Annotated in this window: 18 protein-coding genes; 1 reads left to right on the forward strand and 17 read right to left on the reverse strand. The window is 43.0% G+C overall.

Annotation, left to right across the window (positions count from 1 at the left end):
- Positions 1 to 25: 25 nt before the first annotated feature.
- On the forward strand, positions 26 to 1135 hold the full coding sequence (locus NBH07_RS06490) for an Mrp/NBP35 family ATP-binding protein (protein ID WP_005859141.1): 1110 nt from the start codon (positions 26 to 28) through the stop codon (positions 1133 to 1135).
- A 117-nt stretch (positions 1136 to 1252) separates the two neighbouring features.
- Here NBH07_RS06490 and NBH07_RS06495 read toward each other — a convergent pair whose 3' ends face one another.
- From NBH07_RS06495 to NBH07_RS06575, 17 genes are all read right to left on the reverse strand, one after another.
- Positions 1253 to 2407: an acyltransferase gene (locus NBH07_RS06495; RefSeq protein ID WP_008779296.1), complete on the reverse strand. Its 1155-nt coding sequence runs from the start codon at positions 2405 to 2407 to the stop codon at positions 1253 to 1255.
- 99 nt (positions 2408 to 2506) lie between these two features.
- Positions 2507 to 4003 carry a histidine ammonia-lyase gene (hutH, locus tag NBH07_RS06500; RefSeq protein WP_005859147.1) on the reverse strand — a complete coding sequence of 499 codons (1497 nt, stop codon included), beginning with the start codon at positions 4001 to 4003 and terminating at the stop codon, positions 2507 to 2509.
- Positions 4004 to 4006: 3 nt separating this feature from the next.
- A complete protein-coding gene (locus tag NBH07_RS06505) occupies positions 4007 to 4630 on the reverse strand; it encodes a cyclodeaminase/cyclohydrolase family protein (RefSeq protein ID WP_005859149.1) in 624 nt (207 codons plus the stop codon).
- Between the two features lie 35 nt (positions 4631 to 4665).
- Positions 4666 to 5916 carry an imidazolonepropionase gene (gene hutI, locus NBH07_RS06510; protein ID WP_005859151.1) on the reverse strand — a complete coding sequence of 417 codons (1251 nt, stop codon included), beginning with the start codon at positions 5914 to 5916 and terminating at the stop codon, positions 4666 to 4668.
- Positions 5917 to 5919: 3 nt separating this feature from the next.
- The gene (ftcD, locus tag NBH07_RS06515; protein ID WP_005859153.1) at positions 5920 to 6825 is read right to left on the reverse strand and encodes a glutamate formimidoyltransferase; all 906 of its coding nucleotides are present in this window, start codon (positions 6823 to 6825) and stop codon (positions 5920 to 5922) included.
- The gene (gene hutU, locus NBH07_RS06520; RefSeq protein ID WP_005859155.1) at positions 6822 to 8825 is read right to left on the reverse strand and encodes a urocanate hydratase; all 2004 of its coding nucleotides are present in this window, start codon (positions 8823 to 8825) and stop codon (positions 6822 to 6824) included. Before hutU ends, ftcD begins: the two co-directional genes overlap by 4 nt.
- A gap of 429 nt (positions 8826 to 9254) precedes the next feature.
- Positions 9255 to 9665 carry a type II toxin-antitoxin system VapC family toxin gene (locus NBH07_RS06525; RefSeq protein ID WP_005859157.1) on the reverse strand — a complete coding sequence of 137 codons (411 nt, stop codon included), beginning with the start codon at positions 9663 to 9665 and terminating at the stop codon, positions 9255 to 9257.
- The gene (locus NBH07_RS06530; RefSeq protein ID WP_005859159.1) at positions 9662 to 9904 is read right to left on the reverse strand and encodes a hypothetical protein; all 243 of its coding nucleotides are present in this window, start codon (positions 9902 to 9904) and stop codon (positions 9662 to 9664) included. The genes NBH07_RS06525 and NBH07_RS06530 overlap by 4 nt, the downstream gene beginning before the upstream one ends.
- 410 nt (positions 9905 to 10314) lie before the next feature.
- Positions 10315 to 11559, reverse strand: a complete 1245-nt coding sequence (locus NBH07_RS06535) for a DegT/DnrJ/EryC1/StrS family aminotransferase (RefSeq protein ID WP_005859161.1) — start codon at positions 11557 to 11559, stop codon at positions 10315 to 10317.
- A 13-nt stretch (positions 11560 to 11572) separates the two neighbouring features.
- Entirely contained in the window at positions 11573 to 12253 is a 681-nt protein-coding gene (locus tag NBH07_RS06540) for a PIG-L deacetylase family protein (protein ID WP_005859164.1), read from the reverse strand.
- 2 nt (positions 12254 to 12255) lie between these two features.
- Positions 12256 to 13227 (reverse strand): hypothetical protein, encoded by a 972-nt coding sequence (locus NBH07_RS06545; RefSeq protein WP_005859166.1) that lies wholly within the window; start codon positions 13225 to 13227, stop codon positions 12256 to 12258.
- A complete protein-coding gene (locus tag NBH07_RS06550) occupies positions 13214 to 13912 on the reverse strand; it encodes a WbqC family protein (protein ID WP_005859169.1) in 699 nt (232 codons plus the stop codon). The genes NBH07_RS06545 and NBH07_RS06550 overlap by 14 nt, the downstream gene beginning before the upstream one ends.
- Positions 13887 to 14528 carry a sugar transferase gene (locus tag NBH07_RS06555; protein WP_005859171.1) on the reverse strand — a complete coding sequence of 214 codons (642 nt, stop codon included), beginning with the start codon at positions 14526 to 14528 and terminating at the stop codon, positions 13887 to 13889. The genes NBH07_RS06550 and NBH07_RS06555 overlap by 26 nt, the downstream gene beginning before the upstream one ends.
- A gap of 19 nt (positions 14529 to 14547) precedes the next feature.
- Positions 14548 to 15000, reverse strand: coding sequence for an acyltransferase (locus NBH07_RS06560; RefSeq protein ID WP_005859173.1), 453 nt, complete (start codon positions 14998 to 15000; stop codon positions 14548 to 14550).
- Between the two features lie 27 nt (positions 15001 to 15027).
- The gene (locus NBH07_RS06565; RefSeq protein ID WP_005859175.1) at positions 15028 to 16095 is read right to left on the reverse strand and encodes a 3-oxoacyl-ACP synthase III family protein; all 1068 of its coding nucleotides are present in this window, start codon (positions 16093 to 16095) and stop codon (positions 15028 to 15030) included.
- A gap of 11 nt (positions 16096 to 16106) precedes the next feature.
- Positions 16107 to 16346 (reverse strand): acyl carrier protein, encoded by a 240-nt coding sequence (locus NBH07_RS06570; RefSeq protein WP_005859177.1) that lies wholly within the window; start codon positions 16344 to 16346, stop codon positions 16107 to 16109.
- Between the two features lie 12 nt (positions 16347 to 16358).
- Entirely contained in the window at positions 16359 to 17756 is a 1398-nt protein-coding gene (locus NBH07_RS06575) for an AMP-binding protein (protein ID WP_005859179.1), read from the reverse strand.
- Between the last annotated feature and the right edge of the window lie 6 nt (positions 17757 to 17762).

A 17762-nucleotide genomic window follows, 5' to 3' on the forward strand; every position in this document is an offset into this window, starting at 1 on the left:
GAATGACTTAAAAAAATCAACAGATATGACAATCTATCCGAATCTGATTATTGAGGCGTTGAAGAACGTTCGTTACCCGGGTACGGGAAAGGACATCGTTTCCATGGGCCTCGTAGAAGACAACATTCGTATCGATGGTATGAATGTCACCTTCTCGTTATTATTCGAGAAGCCGAATGATCCGTTTATCCGCTCCGTAGTAAAAGCCGCGGAGACAGCTATCTTAACCTATGTAAGCCCGGAGGTGAATATCAAGGGGAACATCACGGTAAAAGCCCGTCAGTTAGCTCGCCCGGAACCGGATAAATTATTACCGCAAGTAAAAAATATTATCGCCGTATCTTCCGGTAAAGGAGGAGTTGGTAAAAGTACCGTTGCCGCTAATCTGGCTGTCGCACTGGCTTTACAAGGATATAAGGTAGGGTTGCTGGATGCCGATATATTCGGGCCGTCCCAACCCAAGATGTTCAACCTAGAAGAGGCTCGCCCTTATATGGAAGAGGTAGAGGGCAGGGAACTGATCAAGCCGGCCGAAAATTATGGTGTCAAGATGTTATCCATCGGCTTCTTCGTAAATAAAAACGACGCGGTCCTATGGCGTGGAGCAATGGCTAGCAACGCATTGAAGCAATTGATCGGCGACGCCAACTGGGGTGAGCTTGATTATTTCTTAATCGATTTACCTCCCGGAACGAGTGATATCCATTTGACAATGGTACAAACACTAGCGATAACCGGAGCCGTGGTGGTAAGTACGCCGCAAGAGGTTGCTTTAGCGGACGCTCGTAAGGGTATCAGCATGTTCACCGGAGACAAGGTTAATGTCCCTGTTTTAGGGTTAATCGAGAATATGGCTTGGTTTACCCCAGCGGAATTACCGGAAAACAAATATTATATATTCGGAAAGGAAGGTTGTAAACGCCTAGCTGAAGAACTGAACGTGCCGTTACTGGGACAGATTCCTATCGTACAAAGTATCTGCGAAGGAGGAGATCAAGGAAAGCCGGTAGCGTTGAACCCGGACTCGATCACAGGTAAGGCATTCCAAGAATTGGCCGAGAATGTAGTCAAGCAAATAGACTATCGCAACGAGCATCTGGCTCCGACAGAGCGAGTGATTGTAACCAAGAAATAAAGATGATTTATACGTATATACGTGTGGCCTCGCACGTATATACGTATCGTCCTACACGTACGCTCGCATGGGCCTACGCCTATATACGTATCAGCTTATGCGAACGTACGTATAAATTCAGCCCACAATATACTTGGCTTTCTTACCGCAAATCTTTCTGATACCCAACACAATCAGCCAAGATACAGCGAATGCTACCACAGAAGCGGCAGGAATCTGTAAACCCAAAGGGATATTCAAGGCTCTCGCCAACAGCACGCTGGGTCCCGTAAAGAAATAATGTACCATATAGATACCGAAACCGCATATGGTTAAGTTCGCCAACATTCGCTTAATCGTATCCGACTTAACATTTACCTTCTTCGCCAGCAAGAAGATAGGAATCGTCATCATCACCACATTGGGAGAACAATAATAGAAGAATAACTCTAACTGTTCCTCCGTGTAAGCAGGCAAAGCGGTCGTATAGCGGAAACCGAAGAAAGTAATGGCATAGCCTACGACAAACATAGGAATGCCTATCCCAACGATCTTTCCTAACGACCAATCATGATTCCGCAGATAATGCCCCAATAGCAAGTAACCGTTAAACCCGGCGAAATAATAAAGCATACTGAATTCATTCCATGAGCATCCACCCCAAATGTAAGGAGATACGAATTCCCGATAATAAGGAATAAACAAAGTCACTCCCCAACCTGCCAGAAACCATAATTTCGCCTTATCCGAAACTTTCTCGACCCAAGCGGAGAAGATCGGCAAATAAAGATATAAACCTATCAGTAAATAGATATACCACATATGTACATCCAACAATGAGAAATTGAACGGTATCTGGGCGATATAGCCTAAAGACACACTCAACGATTGACGAGTCACCTCTTCTCCCGAATAAGGGAAGAAATCAAGAATAAGTTCCGGCCTCAAACCAAGCAGTCCCGTAAACCAAGGGAATAAATTATAGATAACAGACCAAATCAAGAAAGGCCAGAACACCCGCAAGATCCTTTTCTTATAGAAGATAGAAGTCTCTTCCCGGACCGGTAGCAACAAGGCTCCCGTAATCATAACGAACAGAGGTACACAAGGACGAAGAAAAGCCCCATAGGCAGCTCCCCAAAACTTAATATCTCCAATAATCGGAGAATCTCCGGGATAGAAATTAAACGGGTCTGTACAATGACAGCAAACAACAGTAAACATGGCTATCAAGCGTACGACATCCAGCCAAACTACGTGTGTTTTCACGGTAGGATTTGTTACATTTTGCATAAAGTAGATCGATTGTGTTTAGATTGACGGCGAAAATACAAAATAATCCAGCCGAATAGGAAATTCAGCTGGATTTCTAACCTCTATTAACGATATTCATTAATATACAAAGTCTTTCCTACGGATAAACGCCACCGTACGATGTATTTCCGTGTACATAATAATATCCTCATCGATAAATGGCACCTCTTTCCGGTAATCCTTCAAGAACTTCTCTAATACCGGAGAAGTCCTAGCCGGACGACGGAACTCAATTCCTTGTGCCGCATTCATCAACTCGATCGCCAAGATATGATCCAAATTGTCCATGATCTTAAACAACTTCGTCGCCGCATTCGCTCCCATACTCACATGATCCTCTTGCCCATTACTGGACACGATAGAATCGCTGCTCGCCGCATAGCAATACATCTTATTCTGGCTTACCATACTGGCGGCCGCATATTGAGGGATCATGAAACCGGAGTTCAGGCCGGGATTAGCGACCAAGAACTCAGGCAATCCCCGCAAACCCATGATCAATTGAGCGACACGACGTTCCGATATATTTCCTAACTCAGCCAAGGCAATCGCCAAGAAATCATAAGAAATCGCCAAGGGCTGACCGTGGAAATTACCGCCGGAAATAATCTTATCCTCCTCCGGGAAGATCGTCGGGTTATCCGTCACGGAATTTACTTCGGTAAGCAGGACATTCGCCACATAATTGATAGCGTCTTTCGTAGCCCCATGCACTTGAGGGATACAACGGAATGAATACGGGTCCTGAACATGTTCCTTTTTCCGGGCGATTAACTCACTTCCCTCCAATAGCCGTCGAAAAGCGGCCCCGGTCTCGATTTGTCCGGGATGCGGACGCATCTGCTGGATACAATCCATGAAAGGATCGATACGCCCATCGAAAGCCTCCAAGGATAAAGCGGCGATCAGATCCGCTTTCTTGGACAGGCTAAACGCACGCATCAAGGCGAATACGCCATTGGCGCTCATAAATTGCGTACCGTTCAATAAAGCTAACCCCTCCTTGCTTTTCAGCTTCACAGGCTTCCAAGCGAACTCATCCAATACGCTGATCGCTTCCCGTTTGCGGCCCTTATAATAAACGTCACCCACGCCGATCAGAGGCAGGAACAAATTCGCCAGAGGCGCCAAATCACCGGAAGCGCCTAAAGAGCCACGATCATACACGATCGGAAGCACGTCATTATTGAAAAAATCCAGAATACGTTGTACGGTGATCACCTGTACGCCACTATGCCCCAACGAAAGGGCATGCGCTTTCAATAACATCATCAAACGAACGATCACCGGACTTACCTCATCCCCTACGCTACAGGCATGACTTTTCACCAAGTTCTCTTGCAAGGTGCTCAATTCGTCCGGAGAGATATTCTTATTACATAAGGACCCGAAACCGGTAGTAATCCCATACAAAGGCCCCTCCTGCTGCTCGATCTTATGATCCAAGTAATCCCGGCAACGCTGGATGCGCTCCTTCACCTCGGGTGAAAGCTCCAACTTCATATTTTGAGTAAGTATCCGTTCGATTCCCTCAAAAGAGAGAGGCTCGGAACCCACATAATAGACATTGCTCATATGCTATAATTTAGTCTTCACCCAATCCAATAACTTTTGCTCTACACGGATAGCGTTCGCCTCCAGTTCATCCGCTTTCTTCCGCATCTTTCCGACGAACACCTCGTCTTGGATGGACGTTAAGTTAATTCGGACATTCAATAAAGCCCCCAATACACAAGTACGGGCAGCCATCATCGCCACGCAAGCATCCGTGACGGCATTCTGATTACCTTTGTGAGCCACATAGATAATCGTCTCCATTACGGAACCGATCTCCTCCGCCACCCTCATCGGAACAATAGCCGCCTCCTTCGTTGCGCTCTGTATCGCATTCGTACGGATCACCTGTTCGTCAGGCGTTTCTTTCGGCAACTTAAAAGCGGAGAATACACGATCATAAGCCTCGCTGTCCTTATCGATATATTCAGTAAGACGTTCACGGATCATAGCCGCCTCGGTAGCGATCGTCTTCATTTGTCCTTCCACTTCCGCATATTTCTTTTTGCCAACAGTCAGATGGGCCACCATCTCTGTCAAAGCTGCCGCTATAGCACCATTCAAGGCAGATATACTTCCACCACCGGGAACGGGAGCACTACCCGCCGTTTCCGCCAAAAAATCTTTAATTGTCAAGTCTGCTAACATAGTATTTTGATTTAAATGATTCAACAATTCTTATCTTACATCATATAAAGTTCCCCGTCCTTAATTACGGTATCCACGAGATTCATTCCCACATGATAAGGTAGGAACTTATAAGACGGGTATTTCAGCAAGATCACGTCCGCACGTTTTCCCACGCTGATACTTCCAATCTCGGAGGCACGTCCCACAGCTGCGGCTCCATTAATGGTCAATGCCGTTACCGCTTCTTCAGGGGTCATCTTCATATAGATACAGGCCAAGGCTATCATCATCGGGATCGAGGCGGAGAAACAACTTCCCGGATTTAGATCAGAAGCTAAAGCCACCGCGCAACCGGCATCTATCATCTTCCTTGCAGGCGCATACGGCTCATTCAAGGAAAAGGCAGTCAGCGGAAGTAAGGTAGCCACGACACCCGCTCTTGCCAGACGTTTGATGCCTGTGTCCGATATATGTAACAAATGATCAGCACTTACACACTTCAAGGAGGCCGCCAGTTCCGCCCCTCCGAAAGGAACGATCTCATCCGCATGCATCTTCAATTTAAAACGATGATGACGGGCGGCACGAAGCAAGCGCTCACTCTGTTCTAACGAGAAAACGCCTTTCTCACAAAACACATCACAAAACGTAACCGTATGTTCGGCTCGTATGGCAGGAAGAACTTCCTCGATCATATAATCCACATAATCGTCCGTACGACCGGCAAATTCAGGAGGAACAGCATGAGCTCCCAAAAAGGTCGATACGACATCCATCGGATGAGACTCATTCAGGTCCGACATGACACGAAGCTGAACTAATTCTGTTTGCAAATCCAAACCATAACCACTTTTCCCCTCCACCGTGGTAACACCCATGGAGAATAACTCATCCAAACGTTCTTCCCCTCTGTCCCATAGTGTATCGAAATCACTTTCACGGGTAGCTTTCATCGTATTCACGATACCTCCACCACGCTCCATGATCGACATATAACTATCTCCCCGCAATCGCCAAGAGAACTCCTCCTCCCGATAACCGCCAAAGATAAAATGCGTATGGCTATCTACAAATCCGGGTAACACCGCTTGGTTCTCCGCCCGAATCTCCAAATAATCCTCCGCATGGATGTTTCGAAGTACCTCCTCCGTAGGTCCTACATGCGTAATAACCCCATCAGACATCGCTACGGCTCCATCCTCGATAACGCCTAAATCAGACATCTCCGCTCCCCGTCGCGCCTTATCCCCATGGCAAGTGACGATCTGGGCAGCATTCCTGATTAATATCTTGCTATTCTCCATACGCTATTCCATAATACGGGCTTCCAATACTTGATTCATAGAAAAGTCCTCTAATCCCAAATAGTAAGAGGCCGTATCGATCAACGCCTCCATAGGAACCAAGCCGATAATCTCGCTCCCCACCACCGGAACACCATATCTGCGAGCTTCGATACGAACTAACTCGAAGGCCCGGTACAAGGCCGTACGGGTATAATCGGTCATATTAATAGAGACCTGTACGATACCACGTTCCTTCAACTCAACCCCCATCGCTTTACAATAACGTAAACCTCCGCCGATGAAACGGATTTTCTTCGCTATATCCGTAGCGATATGCAATTGATTCGTTCCTAAGTTCACATTATAGGCGACCAAAGGCATGCGGGCTCCTATGGCGACCGTACCGGCTGTCGGATGTCTTTCGGCCGGACCAAAATCAGGTTTCCACTCCGGTTGATGGATTTTCTCAGCCATCCCCTCAAACTCTCCTTTACGGATCGCCGCCAGATTCTCCCGATAAGGGGCGGAAGCTGATTTCTCATATAAGAAGACAGGTACGGCATAACGAGTGCCCACTTCCTCCCCTACTTCCTTAGACAAGGCGATCGCCTCTTCCATCGTACATCCGCGAATCGGTATAAAAGGAACAACATCTACGGCCCCCATTCGAGGATGTTGACCGCTATGCTTGTTTAAATCAATCAGCTCAACGGCAACTCCAATGGCCTCCAATACGGCTTGTTTTAAAGCGACTGGCTCCCCTACCACGGTAACAACCAAGCGATTGTGATCCTCGTCATTACTATAGTCCAACAGTTTAACACCCGTCTTAGCCCGGAAAGGCGCTACGATCTTATCTATCTTCTCCAGATCCCGTCCTTCACTGAAGTTAGGGACACATTCCATAATCTTATTCCAAGTACTCATACCGTTTTATTTAATGATGTTTGTACGATTTCATGAATAAACGCTTTCTCCGGGATATACGGGAGGGTAATATGATACTGTTCGCCACGATTCTCATTGAAAGTAGCGCTCGTACGCATCGCATTCGGGTTACGGGCCCATGAGCGACGGGCGACACCCCCCATCACGTCCCATATCATAGCGGAACGAAGTATCTCGTCCACCCGCTCACTACCATCGAGAACCATACCAAAACCTCCGTTTATCGCCTTACCGAGACCAACCCCTCCACCATTATGAAGAGCGACCAAGCTCATACCCCGGGCGGCATTTCCAGCAAAGCACTGCACCGCCATATCAGCCATCACATTGCTTCCGTCCCGTATATTAGAGGTCTCACGGAATGGAGAATCCGTACCGCTCACGTCATGATGGTCTCGTCCCAACATAATCGGGCCTACCTCCCCATCACGTACCATTCGGTTAAACTCAAGGGCGATCTTCAAGCGCCCCTCAGCGTCTTGATATAAGATCCGGGCTTGCGTACCCACCACCAAACGGTTCTTCTCCGCGTCACGTATCCAATTATAATTATCCATATCCTGCCCTCTTCGAGTCGGATCGATACACGCCATAGCCGCATGATCCGTGCGAATCAAATCTTCCGGCTTACCGCTTAAACATACCCAGCGGAAAGGACCGTACCCATAATCAAATAATTCCGGCCCCATGATATCTTCCACATAAGAAGGCCATATAAAACCATCTTTCTCGTCCACACCGTTACGGGAAATCTCATGTACACCGGCATCATAGATCGCTTTCATGAAGGAGTTCCCATAGTCAAAGAAATAGGTACCCCGGGCAACCAGACGTTTGATCACCTCGAAATGTCTCTTCAACGTTTTATCGACCAAAGCACAAAAGTCTTCCCGGTGATGAGCCAATAATTCCGTACGTTCCTCAAACGTCACGCCTACCGGACAATAACCACCTTCATAGACCGCATGACACGAGGTCTGATCACTCAAAAGGTCGATGGAAAGCCCCTGTTTATCGGCATATTCCAATAAATCCACGATATTGCCATGAAAAGCGATAGAGATCGGTTCTTTCTTACGAATCGCCTCGTCGGCTAAGGAGAAAGCCTTCCCTATATCATCCGTCACATGCTGAACCCATCCTTGGCATCGGCGTGTCTCGATACGGGAAGCGTCTACCTCGGCGATTATACTGGCAGCACCGGCGATCACAGCGGCTTTAGGTTGAGCGCCACTCATTCCTCCTAAACCGGAAGATACAAACAGATAGCCTCGCAAATCCTTATCTTGTGGAATCCCTAATTTCTTACGTCCGGCATTCAACAATGTATTAAACGTACCGTGTACGATACCTTGCGGGCCAATATACATCCAACCTCCGGCCGTCATCTGTCCATAATTAGCGACTCCCATCTGGGCGGCGATATGCCAATCCTTTTGGTTATCGAACATTCCCACCATCATGGAGTTCGTGATAATCACCCGTGGGGCATCCGGCTTGGAATGAAACAATCCCAGAGGATGCCCGGATTCGATCACCAAGGTCTGCTCCTCGGTCAGCTCCTCCAAATACTTCTTAATCAAACGATATTGCATCCAATTCTGGCAGACCTGCCCAGTCTCGCCATACGTAACTAACTCATAAGGGTACAAAGCGATATCAAAGCAAAGGTTATTATCGATCATTACTTGAAAGGCCTTTCCCTCGATACATTTACCTTTATATTCAGAGATAGGCTTCGCTTTCAAGTCTCCCTGCGGACGGTAACGATAACCATAGATCCGTCCCCGGGTCAATAATTCCTCCATGAACTCAGGAGCTAGCTTCTCATGTAATTCAACAGGGATGTAACGAAGCGCGTTCATCAATGCCGTTTCTGTTTGAGCGGGCGTAAGCGAATAGCCGCGATCGGGAGCACGGCGAATACCGGAAACGAAGGAAGGATATTCCGGCAAATAGTTATCAAGATGTATTTCCATAACGTGAATGATTTAGTAGGTGCTTACAATCTGCAAGGAATTTCACGGATTCAGCGCCGACAAGTTAGCAATTATCCAAATCCCAGCCAATTATCATTCCATGTTTAGAAGCATAAAAAAGCCCCCGTCTCTCTCATCCTCCCTAAGGGAAAGAAAGACGGGGGCATAATTATAATTGTTCAGTAGTAGAAGTTTTTCCTGATCCATTAGGACCAGCAACAATACAAAGTGTAGGGCGTTTCTCTTTCATTACAAATCACTATTTAGATTCGTTCGATCTATATATCTTCAGTTTTTCTCTCACTTCCTGCATTCTTCGTTTCAGTTCCATCTCCACTCTAAGTGAACTTTCTCGAGCGGCAATAGCTACTTGCTCCATTATATCTTTCCTATCATGAAGTAACTTTAATTAAATGAATAGATTATCAATTAAATCTTCGCTCTATCAATCCAATTCTCTATTTTAAGATGAGGAATACGTTCTAGGTGCTTTACATTTTCTGTAACTAAAATCAAATCATTTGCTACGGCAGAAGCTCCAATCAACAAATCAAAATCATCTATTAAAAGTCCTTGAGATCTCAATGTGCTTTTTAGTTCAGCGAACATAAGCAAAGAACCGTAAATTGGTAAAACTGTAAACTGCGAGATAAAAGATTCTACCTCTTTCAACATTTTATCCTTTCGATTTGAGCAAGTAGCTCCATATAGAAGTTCGGCAATAGTAATTTCAGAAATAAAGCAATATCGCTTCATTTTATCATCAATCTTCTCATTTAAATGAAATTTCCCTTTCATATAGAAGATACATATGTTGGTATCTAAAAGATAACGCCTCATTCGTCAAAAGATTCAATAGATCGCGTTCCCAAAACACGTGCTTTATTAATTTCAGCAATAATCTCTTCTGCACTTTTGTCATCATCCCAAGCGCCAAACGAATCTTGTATGGATGTCTCTTTCTTTTTACCCCTCAAAAGGCTCTCTGAAAGCTTACGAATGACACGCAACTTTATCTCATCGCTAAACGAAGACAATAAATTTATATAACTATCCGCTATTTTCACCGTTGTATCCATAATCTTTTTCTTTTACAGAAACAAATATAATCATTATTGATTATAATACAGTATTTAGTCTACTTTTTTTGCAAGCGTGAACCACCAATACAGCGTACCCAGTATTTATCAACAGGTTAACCATACCAGTTTTTCTGAACAAAATTCAGATTTCTTATTCTTTAACAATTAAGCGGCTGTTTGAGACGGCTTTGTTATCTCAGCATCCTTGCCGTCTCCATAACGACGAACATAGTCACATGGCAAGAACAAAGCGTCCACATTGTTCAACTTGCAACTTTCTACCAAACACAAAAAAAGGTGCATCAAAATGACACACCCTCCTCGTAACAAAAATAAAATCTTTATGATTAGCCTCTACTTAGGCCTACACAGTAAAACGAATTTAACTCATGGAATAGCTGTTAAAATCAACGCTCAATCAAGCCCCTTATACCTCCAACGATATACTCAATATCCCGATCCGTTACATACGGGCCGGAAGGCAGGCACAACCCGACCTTAAACAAAGATTCGCTCACCCCATTCACATAAGCCGGGCAATTCTTATAGACAGGTTGCTTATGCATCGGTTTCCACAAAGGACGGGATTCTATACCCATCGCGTCAAGTCCCATACGCATCGCCTCGACATTGGCATTCGGCTCGCAATCCGTATGTGCGTTAACCGCTACGTGAGTCACGCCACCCGCACCACCAACAGCACCTTGTACCGTTGCTTGATAAGCATTCTCCTGCCCTTTCACCCTCAATAAAGGATCCAAGACAATCGTATTCAACCAATAATTACTATCAAAACGACCGGAAGGATTCTCATGCAAGGTGATCCCTTTCACATCCTTCAACAGTTCCCGGTATAAATCACACGTATGCTTATGATGAGCTACATGAGCATCAGCCACCGTCATCTGACCACGCCCGATACCCGCACAAATATTCGACATCCGGTAATTATATCCGATCCGCTCATGCTGGTAATACGGATAAGCCTCCCGAGCCTGCGTAGCGTAGAACATGATCTCCTGCTTAGCCTCCCCGTCCGGACAAATCAACGCACCACCACCACTGGTCGTAATCATCTTATTCCCATTGAACGACAGCACCCCATATTTTCCAAACGTACCCAACATACGTCCATCATAACGAGAGCCAAAACCCTCCGCCGCATCCTCAATGACCGGAATCCCATACCGATCAGCGACCGCCATAATCTCATCCACCTTATAAGGCATCCCATATAAGGCCACCGGAACAATCGCTTTCGGTGTTTTTCCCGTCTTCCCGATACGATCTTGAATCGCCTCTTCCAATAACACAGGATCCATATTCCAAGTATCCGCCTCCGAATCCACGAATACAGGCGTAGCCCCCAAATACATGATCGGATGCGAGGAAGCACAGAAGGTAAAGCTCTGTACCAGCACCTCATCCCCCGGCTTCACGCCACAGGCAAGCAACGCCAGATGCACTGCGGCAGTACCGGCAGACAGAGCCACCACATGTTTACCTTCACCCACGAATTCCTCCAGATCTTTCTCAAATCCATTCACGTTCGGACCTAAAGGCACAACCCAGTTCGTATCAAAGGCCTCTTTGATATACATTTGTTCTTTGCCGCTCATGTGAGCAAGGCAAAGATAAATTCGTTTATTCATTATTATTGTGATTTTAGAAAATACTTCGGATCAGCATAAAAGCCTCAGCTCTTTCTACGCTAATTGTAGCACCTCTATATTTCGCCAAAGCTTCCAAAGCCTCTAAAGAACGAGAACTAGGGAACCGCCTTAGTTGAGATTGATAACACTCCATCGCTCTCAATTTCATTTTTATTCCATCTTGACTACAAGGAATGAATACCGTGGGAATAAAAGCATCATCCGCATAAGGAGCAGCCCATTCCGTTTCAGATAACGTTTCATAGGTATAAACTCGCTTAACCGTATAATCTCCAACAGGACGACAAGCGACTAATACACTGTCAAAGACCATCCGATGATCTTTATGAATATCTCCTCTATGGGGAATAAACACAGTATCTATTTGATTTTCGGATATACATTTTGAAACTTCACGAGACATGATATAACCTGGATATTGATCTAATGCAGGAGCCGGAAAATCAAAGAAAAAGGTCTGTTTTACACCTAGTAAACGATGAGCCTCCAGTGCCTCTGTTCTAACACGCTGAATACCTTTTTCGGAAAAAATATTTGGATCAGATTTACTGGCATTTGTCATAATCAGCACATACACATTATGACCTTCTTGTATCATTTTATAAATAGTTGCCCCACAACCCAATATTTCATCATCCGCATGAGGTGCTACAACCAATATATTCTTAAACACGACTACTCAGTTAAATATTTATTAATAATATTATAAACATATTCAATCTCATTCTTCCCATAACGCTGATCAATCGGTATAGGGATCATATAAGAGGATAGATAATACTCAAAAGATGTAGAATCAGTTTCCTTAAGCAAATAATTCCACCAACGTCCGGTATAAATTTTCTCTTTACTTAAAAGATCCACCATATCAGATTTCTCTACAACTAATGGATAAACAAATGGAACACAATTATCATCGAAATATATATGAGGATTGATTTTATTCATAGAAGAATATAAATCAGATGCCAAATTAAAATTTTCAAATCTTTTATTTTTAATATAACCATAAGGAGCATTTTTAAGTATAGCCCGAGAAAGAATAGACATTCTAGAAATGTTAGACATATCTAGACGCTTCTCATTTAATTGTCTATATTGATAAGCAGAATTGCAACCCACTTCTATTCTTTGTAATAAGAAACCTGCTGTCTCAGAAGATAAATCTTGATCATATTCATCACTAAACCTTACAGCATCTGGGCCTACCACATAACAGCCATCAGGAACGCCTACAAACTTTCTGGGAGAATAGACATTATAGACTCCATTTATAGGTTTTGCGAATAGAGATTGGGCATTGTCGATGATAACATTTTTATACCCCTCAATCAATGATAACATGTGCTCTGTAGACATAAGGCCAAAATAATTCACAAACACTATTGCGGTATCATCACCTTGAGAAATATCAAGAGGCATAAAATCCTTATCTATATGATAATAATCAACTTTAAGACCTTTGCCAAGAAGAAAATCACGAACCGTAAAGCACTCATAATAAGGCAAAAGGACTTTATTTACATTTAGAAGTCTACAACAATGATAAATACCAGCTCTATTAAGATTTAACCTACAAACTTCAGAGCCATCAAACAACTCACCAGTATCACGTAAGTCTAATTCCAAAAAACTACCTATTTCCATTTATAGCATCAACCTTATCAACTACATACTCAAAATTAAATCCACAATTAAAAATATAATCAAGAACAGACATATTCTCTATAAAATCACCCCATAACTGAGGATACTCAATAGGAGAATAATCCATATATTCTAATTTTAATCCTCTTTCATTAAAATGGGATTCATCTTGATATACTCTAGCACCATTACCCGAAATATATGTAGTAGCTCCAACTTCCAATGACAAATCAATTACACGCTCCTCTCTTTTAGCATGAGAAAGCAATTCTGAGGATCTAAATATTTTAGGTTTAATACCAAATTGATTGGAAATAAATGTATTTAATGCTATATTCAAATCTGCCACATTGGAGTAGTCATTTAGATATACCTCTTTTAAAGATGGATAAATATCAGAAAAGAAAGGAGCTTTCTTATAATTCATCTCTATTGTCTTAAGATGCCTTTCCTTCCATTTCAATTCATCTTTCGGTCTCACATGATTAATAGGATCACCAAATTTCATTTCTACGGGAAACTTTACACGCAAGACACCTTGAGGTGTCTTGATCTTATTAAAATTGTGAGCCGCTTCATTCGAGAACTGAGCATCATCCAAGTATATAAACAAATCAGATTTATACATCTTGTAAAAGAATCCCAAATATGGAATATAATCAGGCTGATGTATTGCTACTTTCATAAGCATTATTTTTTTCTGTTCTTTCTTCAGATAAAGACTTTCTTACATATTCGCCATAATTATCATTTTTCCTATGGATTAAAAGTCTAAACGTTCTAAACAATATTTTTAAATCAATAAAGAAGGAGCAATCTTCACCATACTCCGCTTCCCACTGTAGTTGTTCATCCCAAGTTGGAGTAGGATTATCCTTTAAAACTTCAGGAGGTAACAAACCTCCTCTCACTTTAAATCTTTTTTTCTCATAATCAGAAAAATATATATTGTATTTAGAAGGCATTGGTCTTGGCCCTATGATAGCCATGTCTCCGTTCAAAATGTTTAATAACTCTGGTAACTCATCTAAACTGGTATTTCGTAACCAACTGCCAAATGAAGTTTTTCTCAGTTCATCCGGCAATAGATTCCCATCTGAATCAGTTTTATTAGTCATTGTCCTAAATTTCAATAAACTAAAAGAACGTCCATTCAAAGTTGAACGCTCTTGTATAAAGAAAATTGGAGATCCTAATTTTATCCTTACTAAAATAGTAAGGATAAGATATAATGGCAACAAAAATAATATTCCCAATAAAGACAAAGTAAGATCTATAAATCTCTTTATATATCTATACATAATTACAAAATAAAGATTATTACTTTTTCGACAACTCTCCAAAATTCACAATACGACCTTCTTTATTTATACTAATGCCTGTTCTAATTACACGAGCAGGATTACCAGCGACCATAGTATTATCAGGAACATCTTTTGTAACAACAGAACATGCTCCAACCACACTCATATCACCTATTCTAACACCAGGCATAATAAGAGATCTACTTCCTATTAATGAATTAACACCAATATAAGTATCCTTCTTTAAGCCTCTCCATGCATCGTGACACAAAATCTCAGCACCTGCAACAATATGAGCACGATCTCCAACATGCAAGCCTTTAGGATTAACACTCTTATCCAATATAGCCTTATGAGAAATCATCACATCTTTCCCTATATCCATTTTGTATATTATCCGTAAATAAGCTGGATATAAAGACTTTGTCAACAATTTCCAAATTAGAACTCTTATTTCTGTAATTATCATTATACTTATTATTTTTTCACTAAAGATCTATATCTTTTTCATAATCACCATTTCTGATATAACCATCGGTTTTGTCTTCATCCACATGGTTCCCCAACTCAATCCCAGTCCAAAAGAAGACATTAACAGTGTCGTTTCTTTCGTCCTAAGTTGATCTGCAATCCTTGTTACCATCAATGACGGAATCGAAGCTCCTCCTAAGTTCCCAAACTCTTCCAAATTGTAAGGAACTTTCTCTTTGGGCAACTTCAATTTCTTCACGATACGATCCACGATCATCTTGTTCGCCTGATGAATCAAAAAATAATCTATATCTGTTTCACGATTGATATTATAATCCGCAAAGAAAGTCTCAACGGATTTAGGAGGACGAGATATGGCAAATGAGAAAACATTCATACCATTTATCAACGTATGAATAGGCGCACGCACAATACCATTACCAAAATCCTCATATTCAAAAGAGGCAGGAGTAGCCGGATGACGAAAACCACCATGAGGGGTCATCAGAGCCTCATATCCTTTTCCGTAGGTATGGAAGTCTACTACAATATCGTTAGCGGTCTCATCATATTCCAATGCGATCGCTGTACCGCAATCTCCAAATAAAGGTACACGGCTTTTGTCTTTCACGGAACCCATTCGCAAGGCCGTATCCCCTATAAGTAGTAACGCACGCTTCACATTACCCACTGTCAACAGATTACCGGCAACCGTTATGGCATACATACAACCACAGCATCCCATGGGTATATCCATACAGAAACAATTTTCCGACAAGCCAAGCCTATCCTGTAGCACACAAGAGGTCGGGGGAGTACGATAATCGCCTGTAACAGATTCAAACAACAGTACATCAATACTATCTTTCTCCCATCCTAATTCCGTCAACAACTTTTCTGCGGCAGCCTGACACATATCCGATGCACACATGGTATCCGGAGCTATATGCCTGCGCTTTATACCGACCGTATTATCAAATACCTCCGCTTCCTCTTGAGAAAGAAGTCCTAATTCGGAAGTTGTTACCACATTCTTAGGAACAGCCATAGCCACTCCTTTCATGCCAACATTCTTAATTTCCCACCTTGCCATAAGTCCAACCGTTAAAGCCCAACATCGTATCTCTTCAAGATCTCACGTCCCTTTCCATACGAAGTGAACTCCATGATATCCTCTGGATCAAACATCACATCAAAAGATTCCTCCAGCAATGCGATGATATTTAGTTGATGAACCGAGTCCCACGTATCTACGCTCTCTTTGGAAAAATCATCATTCAAGGTAGAAGCGTTCACCCCAAACACTTCCACAAAAGCATTATTATACTGATCAATATTAGCCATCACTATTTATTTTTATACATTCAACTTACTATACAATATCTTTCCGGCCTCATTTTTGGGTATCTCATCGATCACCCTAACCTCAAAGGCTGAAGCCACAAGCCTTGTCTTTTCTACCAACACCTCCTTTACCTCCGTCGCATATTTCCCGTCGGTCAAATAAACAGTCAGCTTCTCATCCGTTCCTACGCAAGCACATTCCATCGGATATTTACCTTTAATGATCTGCTCACACTCATCCAATCCGATGCGCATACCGAACAGTTTCAAGAAACGTCCCATGCGCCCCACTATGTAGTAACAGCCATCCTCATCCCGATAAGCCAAATCACCGGTACGCATAAAACCATTGCGTTCATCACCCAGCGACAGATCTTCCCGACTACGGGCATATCCCATCGTCACATTTTTACCTCGATAACACATCTCACCTTCGGTATTGGCCCCCTCTATACGATTTCCCTCACTATCTATCAACGACAACTCTGCATTAGGTACAGCTCTGCCTATACTGCCGACTTTCTCAATGGCCCATTCCGCAGGTAAATAAGCCATACGAGCAGTCCCCTCCGATTGCCCATAAGTCGCGATCCAGCGTTTCCCGTTGTCACGACAATATTCGGCAAACTTCAAATTCAACTGACGAGACATTTTACCACCACCTTGAGTAAGTAAGGTCAAGTCTGGCAAATCCATCCGGAAAAAGCGCATTAAGTTCAATATCTCAAAACTGTAAGGCACTCCCGTAAAACTAGTTGCCCGTTGTTCCTTCATAAAGTTCCAAAAAGCCTTGTCCGTCATGCTCTGATTCGTTATCAATACAGTAGAGCCCACATACAAATGACTGAATACGACTGACAATCCCATCGTATAATACAAAGGCAACACCAGCAATGGCCTGTCATTAGACGTAAGCCCAAAGAAAGTCGATATATTCAAAGCTGCCGCCTCTATATTCCCGTACTTATGGCGTACCAACTTAGGACTTCCCGTAGAGCCGGAAGTAGGTAACAAGTGAGACAAGTCGGCATGTAGCGTACAAGGTCCCATACCTGTATGCAACAACGTATAGCCATAGCACTCACACACAATCTCATATCGCAATGCGGATGCCATTCTTGTAGGAAGACACACATAAGAAGGACGGTATATTTCAAACAAATTATGATAAAGCTCCTCTTCGATATGCGCATTCAATATCAAAGGCACATTACCCGAATTAATACAACCCATACTCCACGCTATTCCCCCTACATTGTTTTCTGTCAACAAAAACAATAAGGAACGTGCAGAAAGCAAAGATCCGATTCTCTCAGAAAAGGATAACAATTCCCCATACCTCAAGACAGCCCCTGAAGCATCTATTGCGGCAACCGCAGAATGCGACCGTTCATTTAAACCCAATATCATCTGATT

This window comes from Parabacteroides sp. B2-S-102 (genome assembly GCF_023656665.1).
In the GTDB taxonomy this organism is placed as follows: domain Bacteria; phylum Bacteroidota; class Bacteroidia; order Bacteroidales; family Tannerellaceae; genus Parabacteroides; species Parabacteroides distasonis.

Coding starts and splice junctions, on each gene's coding strand:
- NBH07_RS06490 (WP_005859141.1), top strand. CDS start 26: ATGACAATCTATCCGAATCTGATTATTGAGGCGTTGAAGAACGTTCGT.
- NBH07_RS06495 (WP_008779296.1), bottom strand. CDS start 2,407: ATGCAAAATGTAACAAATCCTACCGTGAAAACACACGTAGTTTGGCTG.
- hutH (WP_005859147.1), bottom strand. CDS start 4,003: ATGAGCAATGTCTATTATGTGGGTTCCGAGCCTCTCTCTTTTGAGGGA.
- NBH07_RS06505 (WP_005859149.1), bottom strand. CDS start 4,630: ATGTTAGCAGACTTGACAATTAAAGATTTTTTGGCGGAAACGGCGGGT.
- hutI (WP_005859151.1), bottom strand. CDS start 5,916: ATGGAGAATAGCAAGATATTAATCAGGAATGCTGCCCAGATCGTCACT.
- ftcD (WP_005859153.1), bottom strand. CDS start 6,825: ATGAGTACTTGGAATAAGATTATGGAATGTGTCCCTAACTTCAGTGAA.
- hutU (WP_005859155.1), bottom strand. CDS start 8,825: ATGGAAATACATCTTGATAACTATTTGCCGGAATATCCTTCCTTCGTT.
- NBH07_RS06525 (WP_005859157.1), bottom strand. CDS start 9,665: ATGAGGCGTTATCTTTTAGATACCAACATATGTATCTTCTATATGAAA.
- NBH07_RS06530 (WP_005859159.1), bottom strand. CDS start 9,904: ATGGATACAACGGTGAAAATAGCGGATAGTTATATAAATTTATTGTCT.
- NBH07_RS06535 (WP_005859161.1), bottom strand. CDS start 11,559: ATGAATAAACGAATTTATCTTTGCCTTGCTCACATGAGCGGCAAAGAA.
- NBH07_RS06545 (WP_005859166.1), bottom strand. CDS start 13,227: ATGGAAATAGGTAGTTTTTTGGAATTAGACTTACGTGATACTGGTGAG.
- NBH07_RS06550 (WP_005859169.1), bottom strand. CDS start 13,912: ATGAAAGTAGCAATACATCAGCCTGATTATATTCCATATTTGGGATTC.
- NBH07_RS06555 (WP_005859171.1), bottom strand. CDS start 14,528: ATGTATAGATATATAAAGAGATTTATAGATCTTACTTTGTCTTTATTG.
- NBH07_RS06560 (WP_005859173.1), bottom strand. CDS start 15,000: ATGATAATTACAGAAATAAGAGTTCTAATTTGGAAATTGTTGACAAAG.
- NBH07_RS06565 (WP_005859175.1), bottom strand. CDS start 16,095: ATGGCAAGGTGGGAAATTAAGAATGTTGGCATGAAAGGAGTGGCTATG.
- NBH07_RS06570 (WP_005859177.1), bottom strand. CDS start 16,346: ATGGCTAATATTGATCAGTATAATAATGCTTTTGTGGAAGTGTTTGGG.
- NBH07_RS06575 (WP_005859179.1), bottom strand. CDS start 17,756: ATGATATTGGGTTTAAATGAACGGTCGCATTCTGCGGTTGCCGCAATA.